The organism is Allosphingosinicella deserti, from assembly GCF_003012735.1.
GTDB classification, from domain to species: Bacteria; Pseudomonadota; Alphaproteobacteria; order Sphingomonadales; family Sphingomonadaceae; genus Allosphingosinicella; species Allosphingosinicella deserti.
Map to the genome: position 1 here is coordinate 36,897 of NZ_PXYI01000011.1, position 15,877 is coordinate 52,773.

Below are 15,877 nucleotides of genomic sequence, written 5' to 3' on the forward strand. Positions count from 1 at the left end.
GTCGAGACTTTCTGAAATGTCGGTCGATCTGGGTGACGAACAGGTCACTCTGGAACGTATCGACTCGATCGAGTCGCTGAGCACGCCGTTCACGATCACCGTGGACGTGTTCGCGCCCCTCGAGATCGACTTGCAACCGCATCTTGGTAAGCCGTGCGGATTGAAGGTGATGGAGGACGGCGAATTGCTTCGCCACTTCCACGGGCTGGTGGTGTCCGGCGAATATGTCGACGAATCCCCGACCGGCCACCGTTACCGTCTGGTGCTGAAGCCCTGGACCTTCTTCCTGGCGCAGAATCGCAACATGGCGATTTTCCAGGACATGGCGGCGGACGCGATCATCAAGCAGGTGCTGCAGAATGCGGGCGTGTCCGATTTCGAGTTCAAGATTTCGGGATCACCGCGCCCGCGCAACTATTGCGTGCAGTATCAGGAAAGCGATTTCACCTTTGTGTCTCGCCTGATGGAAGAGGAGGGAATGTACTATTTCTTCCGCCACGAGGCCGACAAGCATGTGATGACGATCTGCGATTCGCCGGCTTCGCACGTCGCGGGTCGGCCGGCCTCGTTGACCTATGCGCCCAATTCGGTGTCCGTGTTCGCGGTCGATTCCGCCGAGAGGGCGAGTGGCGGCAAGCACCATCTGCAGAGCTGGCACGAGCGTGTGACGACGCAGGCGGGCGCGAAGGTGACGGTGCGCGACTGGGATTTCCGCGCGCCGGATCGGTTCGTGGAAGCGAAGGCCGAGGGCGAGGGGCAGCATCAGCGGGATGACCGGGAGATCTATGTCTATCCCGGGCGCTTCTTCCATGAATCGATTTCGCCGGGGGAGATCGAAAAGCACGGCGGAGAACGGAGCGAGACGTTGCTCAACGGAATGCGCGCGCAACGTCGGCTGTTCACCGGCGCCTCGCAGGCGGCCTCGCTGTCCTGTGGATACAAGGTTGCCGTCGGGGCGCACCAGGTCGGGCGAATGAACGGCAACTACCTGATCATATCGGCCTACCACAGCATCGTGGCGGAAACCTATCGCAGCGGCCCCAACGCGTACGAGCAATCGTTCAACGTTCGGTTCGAGGCGATCCCTGCCGAGACCCGCTTCCATCCGCCGCAGACCACGCCGCGGCCGGTCGTGCAGGGGCTCGAAACGGCGGTGGTCTCGGGGCCGGCCGGTGAGGAAATCTACACCGACAAATACGGCCGGGTGAAAGTCCGCTTCCATTGGGACCGCGGCACGACGCCGGGGGAGGCTGCGACCTGCTGGATTCGCGTGTCGCAGACCGGCGGCCTCGGCAACGTCATCCTGCCCAGAGTGGGCCACGAAGTGCTTGTCGACTTTCTCGGCGGCGACCCCGACCGCCCGGTCGTGGTCGGGCGGGTCTTCAATGCCAATCACATGCCGATCTATCCGTTGCCGGAAAACAAGACCCGGGCTTTGTGGCGGACCAAGCGGTACGGAAATGCCGGGGATTATTCCGGCGCGAAGTCGCTGGACAGCGGCGCTCCGGGGGCCAACGAGATACGCTTCGAGGACAAGGGCGGCGCCGAGGAGCTGTACGTGCACGCGGAGCGTGACATGAACACGCGGGTTCGCCTCGACGAGACCCACCATGTCGGCCAGAACCAATCCGTCATGATCGGAAACGACCGCATCGAACTGGTCCACAATGATGAAGGTGTGACGATCGGCAACAACCAGAATCTGTCCGTTGTCAAGCAGCGTTACAGCAAGATCGGGCAGGACGACATTCTGGACGTCGACAAATCGTACCAACTCACCGCCAAGGAGACGATCGTCCTTCAGATCGGGGCGTCCAAGATCGTGATGACACCGGACGCGATCGCGATCACTTCGCCGACGATCACCGTCAACGGCACCAAGACATCGACAGTGCACGGTGCGGAGGTGCTGACGTTGACCGGCGGCGTAGTCAAGATCAACTGAGGAACCTCCAATGGCCATGTTGAGCGGAGTTCAGCTCACCCGGGCGTGGCAGCACCGCACAGTGCCGCATCCTGAGGCGAACGGTCTTCGCCTCCCCGAACGTGTCGCCGGTGTTCGTGATGGCGGCCGACCGAAACGACGCGTCCTCTGCTGCTCGGTGCCCGCACGGGGAGCGAACCGCTCGCGCCGACCGATTGCCCGTGGCGATGGGCTGTGCAGCATGGCTGACCAACCTTTGGCATCGGCGTCGTTGCGCGGCACAGCCGCGGCAGGACGGATCGCTCCGCCGGAGGCCGTATGACGCTACGCTTCCGCATAGAGAAGGTGACCCTTGGCAGCGGGGAAGCGGCCCCGGCGGACCTCGTCCTGGACCGGCAGGGGGCGCTCATCGGGCGCTCTCCGAACGCCGACTGGACCCTTCCCGACCCGCGCAATCACATTTCGTCGCGGCATTGCGAGGTTCGATACCAAAACGGGGCCTATCTGCTGAACGACATCAGCATGAACGGCACGTTCGTCAACGGCCGTCCCGATCGCCTCACCCGTCCGCACCGGATTGCCGATGGAGACGTGATCACGATCGGCCATTTCGAGATCCGCGCTTCTCTCCTCGCGGAGGCTCCGCACGGCACCGCAACGCCCGGTCCGCAATCCCAATGGGATGGCTGGGCGCCGGCTGGCCCGCATGCGGCAACGCCGTCGGGGTGGGATCCGCCTCCTGCGATACCAGCTCCAGCGCGGGGGTGGGATGCTCCTCCCTCGCCGCCTTCGCAGCAGAGCGGCTGGGGCGCGCCTTCGGGGCCCGCCCGCTCGGGCAGCAACGACAGCTGGGCGCCCGCAGCCGGTGCAGGCGCGGCCACGCCCGGGAGAGGCGATTCCGGGAGCAACTGGACACCCCCGCCGACACCGCCCGCCTCTCCCGTGGCGTCCGCGTGGCACGTCCCGGAGGCGCCGCAGCAGGATGCGTCCCAATGGTCGAGCGCGGCGCCCGACCGCCCTCCCGCGGCGGCACCCGACGACATCTGGGGTCGGTTGGCCGAAGGCAATGTCGTCGATTGGGCGCGGGGCGGCTTCGGCCAGCCCATCGCGCCTCGACAGGACCTGCTGGGAGTCGATCCGCGCTCGCCGGAGGAGGCGCTGGGCGTCGCTCCGTCCAGATCTTTCGGAGCCGCCGATCCGTGGACGAATGCGGCGCCGACACCGATCGGGGCTCCGGTTTCCGACGTGCATTTCGCGATGCCCAAATCGTCTCCGGCAGGGCCCGCCGGTGCTGGGCCCGCACCGGCGTTCCCCGATCCTGCGCACACGCCCACGATAGCGCCTGCTCCGCTTCCGCCCGTCACTCCGGCCGTACCGGACGGTGCGCTGGTGGAAGCGCTGCTGCGAGCCGCGGGCGTCGAGCGCAGCGTCGTGCGGCGGGACCCCGCACTGCTCGAGCGAGCAGGGCAACTCTTCCACCGTCTCGTCGCCGGCCTGGTGCTGATGGTGGAGGCGAGGGCCCGCGCGAAGTCGCAGATGGGCGCGGAGTCGACGGCGTTCGAGGTGGCAGGGAACAACCCGATCAAGTTTGCCCGGTCCCCCGAAGATGCCGTTGCTGCGCTCCTCAATCCGCCAGCGCAGGGGTTCATGGACGCGGGACAGGCGATCGAGGAAGCCTATTACGATCTGCAGTCGCATCAGGTCGCCACCCTTCGGGCGATGCAAGGAGCGCTCCGGGCCACGCTGGAGCGGTTTTCGCCCGGTGCCATCCGTGAGCGGGCGGAGAGCAGGGGCCTGCTCGCGAAGATCTTGCCGGCGGCCCGGGATGCGGCACTCTGGCAGGCCTATGAGCGGGAGTTCAGTGGCGTCGCCCGCGGCTCGGACGAAGCGTTCATGGACGTCTTCGCCAAGGAATTTCGGAAAGCCTATGACGAACAGTCGAGGATGCAGAAGCGGGATCGGCGCTGAACGGTTGGGCAGCTGGCCACCTGTCCCTCAGGACGTAGAAACCCGTTTCACATCTCAGGCCGCAGCTGCACGCTCTCATCCATGACGATCAGGGTCGGCATGCTGCGTCTTGCTACTCGCTCAGCTCGTCGACGGTCTTGAACCACACCATCTGCGCCTGCCATCCCTTTGCGGCCGCCTCCGACACGAATCTGTTGGTCCATTCCGGCCCGCGGCCGCCGAGGGGCGGTGCAATGACATCCTTCTCGAACGGACCGGAACCGGTCAGCAGCAGCACGCCCGACCAACCCGGATGGTTGACGTCCAGCTGCATCTGATACCGGTCATTGCCACGATCGCTGACGATGCGGCTCTGCTGCGCCAGTGCCTTCAACCCCTGGCGGCCGAGAACCCCGGTGCCCGGACCCGAGAATTCCGGGTCGATGACGCCCGACGGCTCGAGCCCGATCAGCGCGAAATCGGACTTCGGGTCAGCGATGGCGAGCTGCAGAATGACGTTGGCCGCATTCTCCCCCGGATATCCGGTCAACGCGGGGTCGTTCGGCTGAATGCGCATCTCGAACTTGCGCTGAGGCACCGACAATTGTCGCGCATCCGGCGCCCGTATCTGACGGTAGGTATCGAGCGCGGCGCATCCCGATTGGGTGATTTGTGCGACCTCGCTGAAGTCGATCCCCGCACCTGCGATCTTGCTCTGCGCCAATGCCTGCGAGATCTCGTTCTGCGCGGCGGAGGGATTCCCGGCGACGCCGGTCAGCCTGATCGTCGGGCCGACCTTTCCTGCGGTGACATCGACGATCTGGAGCCATGTGCAGCTTACCGATGGCAGAACTGCGTCGATCGCGGTTCGAGCGACCTGCGTCGGATCCCGCGTCCCGATCACGGGTTCGGGCGCGTCTACGGGAGGCGGGGATCGCGTGAGCAGCCAACCCGACCCAAGCACTCCGGCAATGGCGACGATGCCGCCTGCGATCCAGAGCGGCTTGCGAGCGCGATTCGTGGGCACGGGCGCCTGCATCCCGGCAAGCGTGGCAAGCTCTGCCAGGACGGCTTCCATCGATTGGAAGCGCTCGGCCGGATCGGCACGAAGCATCTTCGCCAGGATCGGCCTGAGCGGCTCGGGAAGGCTCGACAGATCCGGGCCGGCACGCCGCTTGTCGACGGCGTCGGCCAGTGATCCGCCCATCTTGACGTCGGAACCCTGTGCGAGCGCCAGAACCACGAGGGCGAGGCTGTAGACATCCGTCCACGGCCCGATCCGGCCGCCGAAATCACCCAATTGTTCCGGGGCGACGTAGTTGAGCTTGCCCGCGAAACCATCGCCGACGATGGTTGCCGAGCCGGGATCCATCTCCTTGGCGATGCCGAAGTCGATGATCTTCGCACGCGCCAGATCCCCGTCCTCGAGGAGGACGTTGTCCGGCGCGATGTCGCGGTGGATCGCGCCGAGCTTGTGCGCGGTGTCGAGACCGGACGCCATGCGCGAGAGAAATCCAACGAGATCGGGCAATTCGGCCCTGATCTTTCCCAGGTGAAGCGAAAGGTTGGACCCGTCGATATATTCGGTAACGATGTAGAGGACGCCGAGCTGCGGTTCCTGCGCCAGGACGCGATACTGGACGAGGGCTTCGTGCCGAAGGCGGGTCAGCGTTCGCGCTTCCTTGCGGAACATCGAAATGACGTTAGGATCGGCCGCGAGCGACGGCAGCATCACCTTGATGGCGACGCGCTCGTCGGTGTTCACGTTCACGCCTTCGAAGACTTCGCCCATGCCGCCCCGAGCAATGAACGTCTTCACTTCGAAAATGTGGTTGAGGACGTCGCCGATCTGAATGCTGGTACCGTCAGTGCGTGGGGCGAAGCCGGTGCCGGCCGGCTGAAAACGTGTCGCCGCATCGGCCGGAACGAAGACCGTTTTCTGATCCCTTGGCGGCGGCGGGTCTTTGGGCTCTTCCGTCATCTGTGCAGAGACCCTGCCGATCCCACGAGGGACAGCATCGTCGATTCGTTCACGCCGATCAGGATGGCCGTGACATTGTCGGGGGCGCCCCGCTCAAGCGTCAGGGTGATCAAGTGATCGAGTGCCTCCGGGCGGGAGCAGGAGTCGAGGGCGGCAGCGATTTCCGCGTCGGAGACGCGGCTGGTCAGACCGTCGCTGCACAGAAGGAAGATGTCACCCGGCTCGGCAAGATCCGCCACCGCATCGACCTCGACTCCCGGCTGCACGCCAATCGCGCGGGCGAGCACATGGGACATGGGATGCATGGCAGCGTCTTCGGCCCGGATGAGCCCGCGGTCGACCATGTCCTGCACCTGGCTGTGATCGCGGGTGAGTTGGTGGAGTCTGCCGTCCCGCAGCACGTAGCCGCGGCTGTCGCCCACCCAGAACAATCCGAAGCGATCGTTGCAGAGATGGAGCGCGACCACCGTCGATCCCATCTGGATGCTACGCCGCTCCGCTTCCTCGTGGATCTCGGCATTGGCCCGATGAATGGAATTCGCGATCACGGCGCAGGCCGCATCGAAATCGCTCGGCAGCGACACGCCTTCCAGCATGTCGATGATCCTGGCGGAGGCCCATTCGCCATTGTCGTGGCCGCCCATACCGTCGGCAACGGCCCACAAGGATCGGTCCTGCCAAAGACAGAAGCTGTCTTCATTGTTGGTCCGCACGCGACCCGCATGCGTGGCACCGACGCTGTCGATGCGGAGCTGCCGCATCATGCCTTCTCCTGCCTCGCGCTCAACAGCGTCTGGAATAGCCCACTCGGCCGCTCGCCCGAAAGCTGCACCGGAGGGAAGTCTTCGCCGCCGGCCGTCCACCAGACGGCTTCCATGTGAACGGTCTCGCCGGGCTGCGGGACGATCGAGCCGGCTTCGCCGGCGAGACGATCGACGGTCCATGCCTCCTCGAACGCTCGGTAGAGCAGCGCCTCGCATTGCGCGGCTGCGTCCAATGCCTGCGCCGGAGCGAGCCCCAGCCCGGCGAGGTAGAATGGAAAGCGGCGCCCGGCGCTGTCGATCGACGGGATCATGACGCCCGCATTCATAAGCGCACCAGCGCGCGTCACGAACCGCCAGGGTGGTGCGCGATCGTACAAATCCTCGAATTCGGCACCGAGTTTCCCCCGAACGTCGCTCAACCCTGCGGACATCCATCCATCGAGCGCGTCTCGCTCTGCGGGCGAGAGCCCGCGCGCGAGAAAATCGCCGTGTGTCGGCAATTTGCCGAACAGCTGCACCATGTTCACAGCGTTGCCGGGCAGCGGAACGACCACAGGTCGCCGCGGCTGAACGGGTTGCGCTGAGAGGGCAGCTGGACCGCCAGCGTGGCCGCGGCCGTGCCCTCACCGAAGGTGGCACGGATCGATTGCGGACCTGCATTCTCCTTGTCCGCCTGGCCCATCAGCCGAAACAATGCCCACGGCCCTTCCGCTTCGAAGCGGCGCAACTCCTTCCCGTCTGCGCCGTAGAGCACCACCGACGCTTGCGGCAGGCCACCCGAAATGGACCACAGAAGCGGTTTTGGCAGGTTGTTGGCAGCGTCGAACTTGTAGGTGGCCCCCCCGTTCGACACTTCGACCGAGGCGACGGCGGTGCCCATGGCCGCCATCGACACCTTGAGCGGCAGGCCTCCCGCCAGCAGATCGCGGATCTGCGCAGCCTTTGCGAATTGCTCGGGGCTTCCCGGGTCCAGGGTCCGCGCGATCGGATCGTCCGGCTTCCAGCGCCAGACCGGGCCGCTCGTGTCGGTTAGCGGCATCAGCCGCTTCTGAACGAACGCGTCGAGCGTGCCGCCCATCCCGAAGACGCGGAGGACATCAACCGCCGGGGCATCCGCCTCGGCGGCCCCGAAAAAAGGGAAATGCTCCTGGGCGACCTCCTGACATGCCGGGAGCACCGATTGCGCATAGGCATCGGCCACGGCGCCTTTGGCGGCGCTTACTTGCGCGGCCGAACCGCCTCCCGATGCGGAATTGACGAAGGACTGTAGCTGCGGCGGCGCGCCGGCCGCCGCCGTCTTCACCGATGCCATCGCGCTCGCCATCTGGGCCTGCGTCGCCTCGGAACCGCCGCCGCCGCCGATCGATCGCGCGGCGATCACCGCCTGCCCTGCCTGCTTGAGGGCGGCCACGAACTCGTCGATCGGCCCCGGGGTCTTTCCGTCGCCGACATAATCGTGAACCGGCTGGAAATAGTTGGTGATCTCGCTTCCGGCATCCAGTCCGGCCGCACGGCCCTGCGTCGCGTCCCCCGCATAGCGCCCGAAGCGCGAGCGATTGATCCGGTCCTGGACCACCCGTCTGCCGATCGCCTGTGCCCCGCCCTCGAAGATCGTGTTCTTCCGAAGTTCGAGCAATACGCGTTTCAGCGGGGAGGGGCTCTTGGTCACCGCCCCGAATGCCGCGGCATCTCGGAAGTAATCGCCGGGCTGCAAGGCCGCGATCACCGCCTCCCAGGCCGCAATATAATCCTGGGCGTAGAGGCCGGCCACTCCGGGGCGGATGTTGCTCATCTCGTCCTGCACGCCACCCGTCGCAGCGTCGCCGCCGAGCACCCAAAGGTCGCGTTTGAGATCCTCCTGCACCGTTGCAAGGCCGAGCGTGTAGGTCTTCTCGAACCCGGCCCGCGTGAAGAAATAGGGCACCCGCGTCGAGAGAACCTGATCGCGGTTGGCAAAGGCTGCCGCGTCGCCCTGCGACAGGACGTTCGCCACTTCCCAATCGGGACCTGCGGTTGCTGCCTTCTGCTTCATCACGGCGTAGGCACGATCCGCCAGCGACAAGGTGCCGATCGCGGCGCGGGCATGGGCAACCAGCTGCCCGTCGAGCGGCGGTTTCCGATCGGCCCAGACGCTGGCGAGGTTGCGGTCCTGCAACAGGGCGGTGAGATGGGTGGCAAGCTGACCGCGCTCGGCGGCGCTGTCGGACCCCGGAAACACCTCGGTCGCCCAGTCGCTCGTCACCCAGCGATGAACGGCCTTGGCGTCCATCGGTCCCTGCTGACCCAGCATCAGATAGACTTTCAGCGGCTCGTACAGCGCCATCGCGTCGCCGCTGTGGCCGCGCATATAGTCTTCAAGGCGAAGCATCAGCCTTGGCAGCATCACGCGGCGAAGCGCTTCGCGATAGCTTTCCTCGGCTTCGACACTGAGACTGCTCTGGAACAGGCCCAGCCGCATCATCAGCGGCGGTCCGCCGGCGGCCCGGGCCGCATAGCCGCGCGGAAGTGCGCGGAGGCTGTTGAGGCCCGGCAGCGCCGCCCGAAGGTCGCCATCGCTTTGCCGCACCTGCTTGAGATCGATGCCGGCCTCGCGAAACTGGGTGCGGGCCGTCTCGGCGCCTGCGAGGAGGCTGGCCTGAAAGTCGCGGTTTCGGGCGAAGCTGACGCCCCATGCAGCGAAGGTGACCAGGATCATTGCGGCCATCGCGGTCAAGGCGCCGACCAGGCGTGCGCGCTGGCGCATGCGTGCCGCAGGATCCATCGCGACCAGGCCCGCTTCGGGAAAGATCACGTCGCCGAGCAGCCGGTTCAGGAAATAGGCACGGCCCGAGCTTCCCTGGCCGGGGCTGCCCGCGGCGGGGCGATCGTAGATTTCCGCCATCCCGGCGAGAATCCGGTCAAGGGGAGCGCCCTCCTGAATGCCGCTGGTGAAATAGAAGCCCCGCAAGGTGCCGGTGGGCTCGGCGCCCGTGGCGAAGGCGCCGTCCAGGAACCGCAGGATCCGGGATCGCAGGGATTGGAGCTGCGATGGGAAACCGAGCAGCAGCGACCGCCGGAGCGGGTCCACTTCCTCGAACAGCCGCTTGGCCTGGCGATCGGCAACCGATTGTGCGGTCTCGTCGAACGCCTGGGCCAGGACCTCGGCGATCGGCTTGCCCTGCTTGTAATCGAACGTGTGACCGAGCACCGCGCGACGACCTTCGACGTCGAGATCCTCGAAGAACTCCGCGAAGCCGGCGAGCCGGTCGGCCTTCGTGAAGATCATGTAGACCGGCGCCGACACTTCGAGGGTCTTGCGCAGCTCAGCCAGCCTGCGTCGGACGGCGGCCGCGTGCGCATCGATCGCGGCGCAATCCACTGCAAGAAGCTCGTCGAGTCCGATGGCGACGATCACGCCATTGATCGGCTGGAGGGGCCGATGCTTGCGAAGCAGGGCGAGAAAGGATGTCCAGCCCCGTGAGTCGACCTGGCGATCGGAATCCTGGCTCGTATAGCGGCCGGCCGTGTCCACCAGCACGGCCTCGTCGGCGAACCAGAAATCCAGGTTGCGGGTGCCGCCGACCCCCTGGGCCGCGCTGTCCCCGAACGGGAAGCGCAGTCCCGAATTCAGGAGCGCCGTCGTCTTGCCGGCTCCCGGCGGACCGATGATCACGTACCAGGGACGGGTATAAAGGTAGTCGCGGCGCTTGCCCGACGCCGATCTGAGCTGCGTGATCGCGGCACGCATGCGCTCGCCGAGGGCACGGCCCTCCACATCGGCAGGATCCGGGACGAGCTCGGCTGCGATCGCCGCAGACGCTTGTTTGGCACGCCGGCGCCGGAGATAGGCGAAGAGCCCCCAGATCGCCCCAACCACCAGCACACAAAGGAGGCGCACCCATAGCGGACGCAGGAACGCGACGAACAAGGGCAGCCCGAGGGCAAGCAGCAATGCCACCAGCAGTGCGCAGGTGATCGTGACGAACCACCAGTTCTTCAGCAAACGCATCCGGCGCTCTCCGATCAATAACGCCGCGGCACGATGATCTCGACCCGCCGGTTTCGCGATTTGCCCTCCGCCGTGCCGTTCGACGCAAGGGGGACGGTCTCGCCCATGCCTTTGGTGGAGACCCGGGCAGGATCGTTGAGCGTGCCCCGGATGATTTGCCCGACCGTTTCGGCGCGCGCTTCCGAGAGCGCCAGATTGTCGGGGAAGGTCAGGTTGGATACGCGGTCGCTGTCGGCATGCCCTTCGATCGTCACGGATCCCTTCTCCCGCTCGATCGCGGCACCGATGCGGCGGAACAAGGCTTCCCGTCCGGTTTCGAGCTGATCAGAACCGGACTGGAACAGCTGCCCGACCGTCGTTCGAACCCGCACCGTCTGCGCATCCTCTTCGACCGTCACCAGACCCTCACGAATCTCCGGCTCCAGGAATTTCTTCAGAGCCGATGCCTGGGCGCTATCGCCGCTCGGAAGATTCGCGGCAGGGCGGGAAAGGGTCAGGCGTTCATCGGGAGCGATGCCGGCCAAGGCCGTGGACGGCGCTTCGGCACCCGACATCAGCACCAGGCGGAGCACGATGTAGACCAGCAGCAGGAGCATCGCGGCGGCGGCGGCGGCGAGGGCCAGGAGGTTCCAGAAGCCGAGCCGCCGCATCGGCGCGGTCTCGCCGCGCCAACGGGGCGACAGCTCGACCTGCGACAGGCCGCGCACATGCTGCAAAGCGCTTTGAAGTTGCGCCATGATCTCGTGGAGACGCCGCTTGCCGTCGGGCATCACTCGGAAACGGCCCTCGAACCCGCTTGCCAGGCAGGCGTGATAGAATTCGATGATGTCCAGATTCTCGCCGGGCGCGCGCAACATGTCGTCGGTCAGCTGCCAGAACCGGTCGCCGCCGATATTCTCCTGAAAAAATTGCACGACCATCGATCGGCGCGCCCATTCCGCACCGTCGGTGCCGACATTCGGAAGGTTCTGGGCCACATCGTCGATGGTCGCGCAAACCGCATATTTGGCCCGCTGCCGAACCTCTTCCCGGTAATGCGGTGCGATCGTGCGGTCGAAGGCGCTGATCAATTGCGTCGCTTCGCGATGGAACTGCGGAAGTGGCGCCCGGACGCGGCCCGCCCGGATGCCCGCGGCAAGCGCCAGCACGGGGGCGGCTTCGGTGAGCATGACGTTGCGCACCTGGGGCGGTGTCGCAGGACGTGGAACGTCATCCTCGGAGAGACGCGACGGCGCGAGCCTTGGCGCTTGCTGCGCCATTCCCGAGCGGGAGAGTGGTGGGGGGGCATCATAGTCGCCTGTGCCCGCAGGTGCCGCGGTGTCGAAACCGGGGTTGCCCGCAGGCTGCCCCCAGCCGCTGCCAGGCGGCGTCTGCCCTGCTCCTCCATGGCCGCCGGGGGCGTTGCGCAACCCCTGCAGGGGAGAGGGCCGGAATACGGTCCTGTTGCCGCGGTCGTCGCCTTCCCCGCTCATCGTCCGGCCCTCTTCACACACCAGAGCTCGAGCTTGAGCTGCGGCCAGTCGCCGGCGACGTGCAATCCGAGCGCCGGTGCGGAGGCGAAATCGCGCCAGTCGGGCGCGCCGCGGTCGAGCTCGAAATATACGAAACCCGGCAACACCCGGATCTGGGGCGGCGGCGTGGGCGTGTGGCGAAGCGGAACGCCAGGAAGCGCGCTGTCGACGATCTGACGCATCTTCTGAATGGCGCCGATCTTGGCCACGGACGGAAACAGTCCGCGGATTTCTTCAAGCGGCGCGGCGGCCGCGACGGCCAGGTAAAAATAGCCGTGCTGATACAGGTGATGATCGGTGATCTTCGAGACATAGGCCCCTGGGCCCGCATTCTCGAGCGGCATCTGAATCGCGGAGCGATCGAAGACCGCGGCGAGCATCGACTGGAGCAGGTCCAACACCGGTTCGAAGCAGGTCTGCGGATTCTCGTGATCGTAGCGCGGCAAAGCAGGGGGTTTGCGTTCGGGCCGGATCATGGTCGCGATCTCGCCCGCCATTGCTACGAACGTCTCGTAGAGGCGCTCCGGGTGCAGCATCGGCAGCCGTTCCGCGTGCTGCAGTACCGGGATCCAGCGGTTGAGCGCCTGGAGCAATAGAAAGCTCGCAAAGGTTTCGGCTCCGCCCTCCGTCGCCTCCACGGCGCGCAAGGCGAGCTCTTCCGCGCGCTGCTCTGCGCGGCCGACAATGTCGGTCACCGCGCCGCGAAGACGGGTGGCGGCGTTCTTGTCGAGGGTCGGCGGGATGAAGCGATCGTCGAACATCAAGCGCCGATTGTGCACCTCGCGCACGCGCGCAACGCCGAGCGTCACCCGGCCATAAATCTGATCGCGCGTGACTCCGAACCTGATGTTCGGCCAGCCATAATCCACCGCCTCCGTGGTTCGGTCGTCCGAAAAGGCGTCGGCGGTTTCGCGCTCCTCGACGAGGAAGCGGGCGTCCAGCGGGTTGGTCTCGGCGTCACGGAATTCTGTAGCGCCACTCTGTTGCGCCGGCAGGGTCAGGTAGATGATCGCGTCGCGCGCTTCGGCGGGAACGTCGAGCGGTTCCGGCGGCGGCATGTCGTCGGGGATGGCGAATGGCGTTCCATCCGGCAGCACCCCACTGGCGCGCGTAACCCCGAACTTTCCGAGGCTCGCGAGATCCTCATCGACGACGAGCTCTGTGAATCCCCAGGGCCAGGGGCAGATGCTCGCCACACGGGCGCGGACCAGCGCATCGATGAAGCGATCCTGGGCCTGGAAATGTTGCGGCCGCAAGAACATGCCTTCGCGCCACGCGACGCGATTGTTTCCGGCCATTTCGTTCCAGTCTCCCCAGCGGGCATCGGTCGTTTCAAGTACAGCTTCCGATTCGGATAAAGCAACGGTAATGGCGAGGCTAGGGGCGCGGAAAGCTCTTTCCGCCGACGTCGGAGCCACGTGCAATGAGCGATCGCGACGACTCGTCGTTCGATCCGAAAACCTGGGTCGTCCGGCGGCCTTCGGAAAGCGCCGCGATGCGCGACTCCGAGCCCAGTTTCGACGTCCGGTCATGGGGCACCGGGGCCGCAGCTCCGCCGACACCGCCGTCGCCGCCCCCAGCTGCGACCACCGTGCGGCTGCACGATCCGTTCTTCGCGTCCGCCGAGGGGCGACGCCAGGCCCTCGGTTTCGTCGCAGGCGCACTGCTCTTCTTGACGGGCGCGGCGGTGGCCTTCGTCAGCCGCGAGCAGCCCAGAGGCGCCACGCAAGCCAAGGCCACCAAGGCCCTTGCGGGCACGCCCGAACGATTGTCCAGCCGGCGCACGCTCGTCCTTGCCGGCGCCGCAGAGATCGAGGGGACACTGAGATCCGCGGGTGTCGCGACGTCCGAGGCCGCAGAGGCGGCACGCCAGGCCGTCGGTGCGCTCGGGCAGCAGAGCGGCGAGATTCGCCTGATCTTCGATCTCGATACGGTCGGCACGGGGGTACGGCTGATCGCGATCGAGGCGACGCGCAGCGACGGCGGCGGGATCGTCCTCAGCAGGCTCGGCGACGGGCGTTTCGCCGCGAAGCGACTTTCGGCGGCGTTGAAGACTCGCCTGACGGTGGTGCGGGGCGAGATGGACAGCGAAAGCTTCTACAGCTCCGCGGTCGCGGCCGGCGTGACCGACAGCCTGATCAGCGACTTTGCAAACGCGTTCAGCTTCGATTTCGACATGCAGCGCGAGGTTGCCCCCGGCGACATCTTCGAAGCGGCGTTCGAGCAGGCTTACAATCCGGTCGGCGAGGCGGTCGGTGTTCCTCGCCTGGTCTATGTCTCGCTGCGGACCAGTACGAAGTCGCGCGCTCTCTACCGCTTCACGCCTGCCGGCGAGCGAGACTCCGGCTGGTTCGACGGGAACGGGTTCAGCACCGTGCGGTCCCTGATGCGCACCCCGGTCGATTCTGCCCGCATCACCTCGCAGTTCGGGATGCGCACCCATCCGATCCTCGGCTATCAGAAGATGCACCGCGGCACGGATTTCGCGGCACCCACGGGCACACCGATATTCGCGTCGGGATCGGCGACCGTCGATTTTGCGGGCCCGAAAGGCGCCAATGGCAATTTCGTCCGCCTACGCCATGAAAATGGCTGGCAGACTTTGTACCTGCACATGAACCGAATCCTGCCAGGAGTCGTGGCCGGGGCGCGGGTCGCGCAGGGGCAGCAGATCGGGGAGGTGGGGACGACCGGCCGCTCGACCGGCCCGCACCTCCACTACGAGGTGCATGTCGAGGGGCAGCCGATCGATCCGTTAAGCATCGAAACCGGCGCGGGGAAATCGCTGTCCGATGACATGCTGGCCGCGTTCCGGAAGGAGCGTGATCGGGTCGACGCTCAGCGCGCGCGGAGCGGCGGCTGAACGTCGCACGGGAGGCCTATTGTTGGGCGGCCTGAAATCCCCGGGCTCTGGCGTTCATCAGCGTCGGAACAAGGAGGACGAGCAACGCCATACCCATTGCAAGGCTGGCATTGAGCCCTTCTTCGGACCCGCCCCAAGTGGCGCTCCCCACGAGATCGAAGTCGAATATCGATCCGAAGGCGCCGAGGCCCGGATTGGGATCTAGGCCAAGGAGCAGCTGCTCGCCCGCGTTCCAGCCGAAATGTGCACCGACCGCACCAGCAATCCCTCCACTTCTCGCTGCCAGGGCGCCGAAGAGAAGCCCGCCGAGGCTCAGGTTGAGAAGGGCCATCGGTGCACTCACGCCCGCGATGAAGTGGAGGCCAGCGAACACGGCCGAAATGATCAGGATCGCCGGGGCGTTGCCCCAGGCGCGGGCGAGGGTTGGCTGAAGCCAGCCCCGGAAATAGGCTTCTTCGGCATAGACCTGAACCAGGATGACGGCAGCGCCCCAAAGGATGAGGCCCGGGCTGGCGCCGCTGCCGACGCGAGCGAGGCCGCCAGCGATCGCCGCATATCCGGCGGCAACAGCAACCCCGGCCACCCCGAGCGCCAGCCCGATCAGCATCTCGCGCCGCGGGCGTGCCCCGAATGCGGCTGCGTTGAGGTGCACGATCCTGCCACCCGCAAGGGCGACCGCCGCTATGGTGCCGAACAGCAGGAAGACGAACAGCGTCTCGAGTGCCGGATCCGAAGCGCCGGCGCCGAGCAGCGCGGTCGCAGCGGGAAATGCGAGGTCGGGCCCGAGGAGCAGTATCGACCCGAGGATCGCGGTGCCGATCGTCAGTGACGCCGCGGCGGCGACATGGAGCTTTGCGCCGACCGCATCCTTTTCACGATGGGGACGGCGATCAGTCACG

General features: G+C 66.2%; 10 protein-coding genes. 3 read left to right on the forward strand and 7 right to left on the reverse strand.

What is annotated here, in order from left to right:
• The first annotated feature begins 16 nt into the window (after nt 1-16).
• Together C7I55_RS24285 and tagH are read left to right on the forward strand one after the other, a co-directional pair.
• Nucleotides 17-1,945 carry a type VI secretion system Vgr family protein gene (locus tag C7I55_RS24285; RefSeq protein WP_158266573.1) on the forward strand — a complete coding sequence of 643 codons (1,929 nt, stop codon included), beginning with the start codon at nt 17-19 and terminating at the stop codon, nt 1,943-1,945.
• A gap of 297 nt (nt 1,946-2,242) precedes the next feature.
• Entirely contained in the window at nt 2,243-3,892 is a 1,650-nt protein-coding gene (tagH, locus tag C7I55_RS24290; RefSeq protein WP_106515646.1) for a type VI secretion system-associated FHA domain protein TagH, read from the forward strand.
• A gap of 112 nt (nt 3,893-4,004) precedes the next feature.
• Here tagH and C7I55_RS24295 read toward each other — a convergent pair whose 3' ends face one another.
• Genes C7I55_RS24295 through tssK form a run of 6 tightly spaced genes read right to left on the reverse strand, consistent with a single transcriptional unit; the run spans nt 4,005 to nt 13,413 of the window.
• Nucleotides 4,005-5,852, reverse strand: a complete 1,848-nt coding sequence (locus C7I55_RS24295) for a serine/threonine-protein kinase (RefSeq protein WP_106515647.1) — start codon at nt 5,850-5,852, stop codon at nt 4,005-4,007.
• Entirely contained in the window at nt 5,849-6,616 is a 768-nt protein-coding gene (locus tag C7I55_RS24300; protein ID WP_106515648.1) for a PP2C family protein-serine/threonine phosphatase, read from the reverse strand. The genes C7I55_RS24295 and C7I55_RS24300 overlap by 4 nt, the downstream gene beginning before the upstream one ends.
• Entirely contained in the window at nt 6,613-7,137 is a 525-nt protein-coding gene (tagF, locus tag C7I55_RS24305; protein WP_106515649.1) for a type VI secretion system-associated protein TagF, read from the reverse strand. Before tagF ends, C7I55_RS24300 begins: the two co-directional genes overlap by 4 nt.
• Before the next feature lie 2 nt (nt 7,138-7,139).
• Entirely contained in the window at nt 7,140-10,604 is a 3,465-nt protein-coding gene (gene tssM / locus C7I55_RS24310; RefSeq protein ID WP_106515650.1) for a type VI secretion system membrane subunit TssM, read from the reverse strand.
• A 14-nt stretch (nt 10,605-10,618) separates the two neighbouring features.
• Nucleotides 10,619-12,076 (reverse strand): type IVB secretion system protein IcmH/DotU, encoded by a 1,458-nt coding sequence (gene icmH / locus C7I55_RS24315; protein WP_199193048.1) that lies wholly within the window; start codon nt 12,074-12,076, stop codon nt 10,619-10,621.
• On the reverse strand, nt 12,073-13,413 hold the full coding sequence (gene tssK / locus C7I55_RS24320) for a type VI secretion system baseplate subunit TssK (RefSeq protein WP_106515652.1): 1,341 nt from the start codon (nt 13,411-13,413) through the stop codon (nt 12,073-12,075). Before tssK ends, icmH begins: the two co-directional genes overlap by 4 nt.
• Before the next feature lie 125 nt (nt 13,414-13,538).
• Here tssK and C7I55_RS24325 point away from each other — a divergent pair, with 125 nt between their 5' ends.
• Entirely contained in the window at nt 13,539-14,978 is a 1,440-nt protein-coding gene (locus C7I55_RS24325; RefSeq protein WP_106515653.1) for a M23 family metallopeptidase, read from the forward strand.
• A 16-nt stretch (nt 14,979-14,994) separates the two neighbouring features.
• Here C7I55_RS24325 and C7I55_RS24330 read toward each other — a convergent pair whose 3' ends face one another.
• Nucleotides 14,995-15,876 carry a CPBP family intramembrane glutamic endopeptidase gene (locus C7I55_RS24330; protein WP_106515654.1) on the reverse strand — a complete coding sequence of 294 codons (882 nt, stop codon included), beginning with the start codon at nt 15,874-15,876 and terminating at the stop codon, nt 14,995-14,997.
• Nucleotide 15,877: the final 1 nt, after the last annotated feature.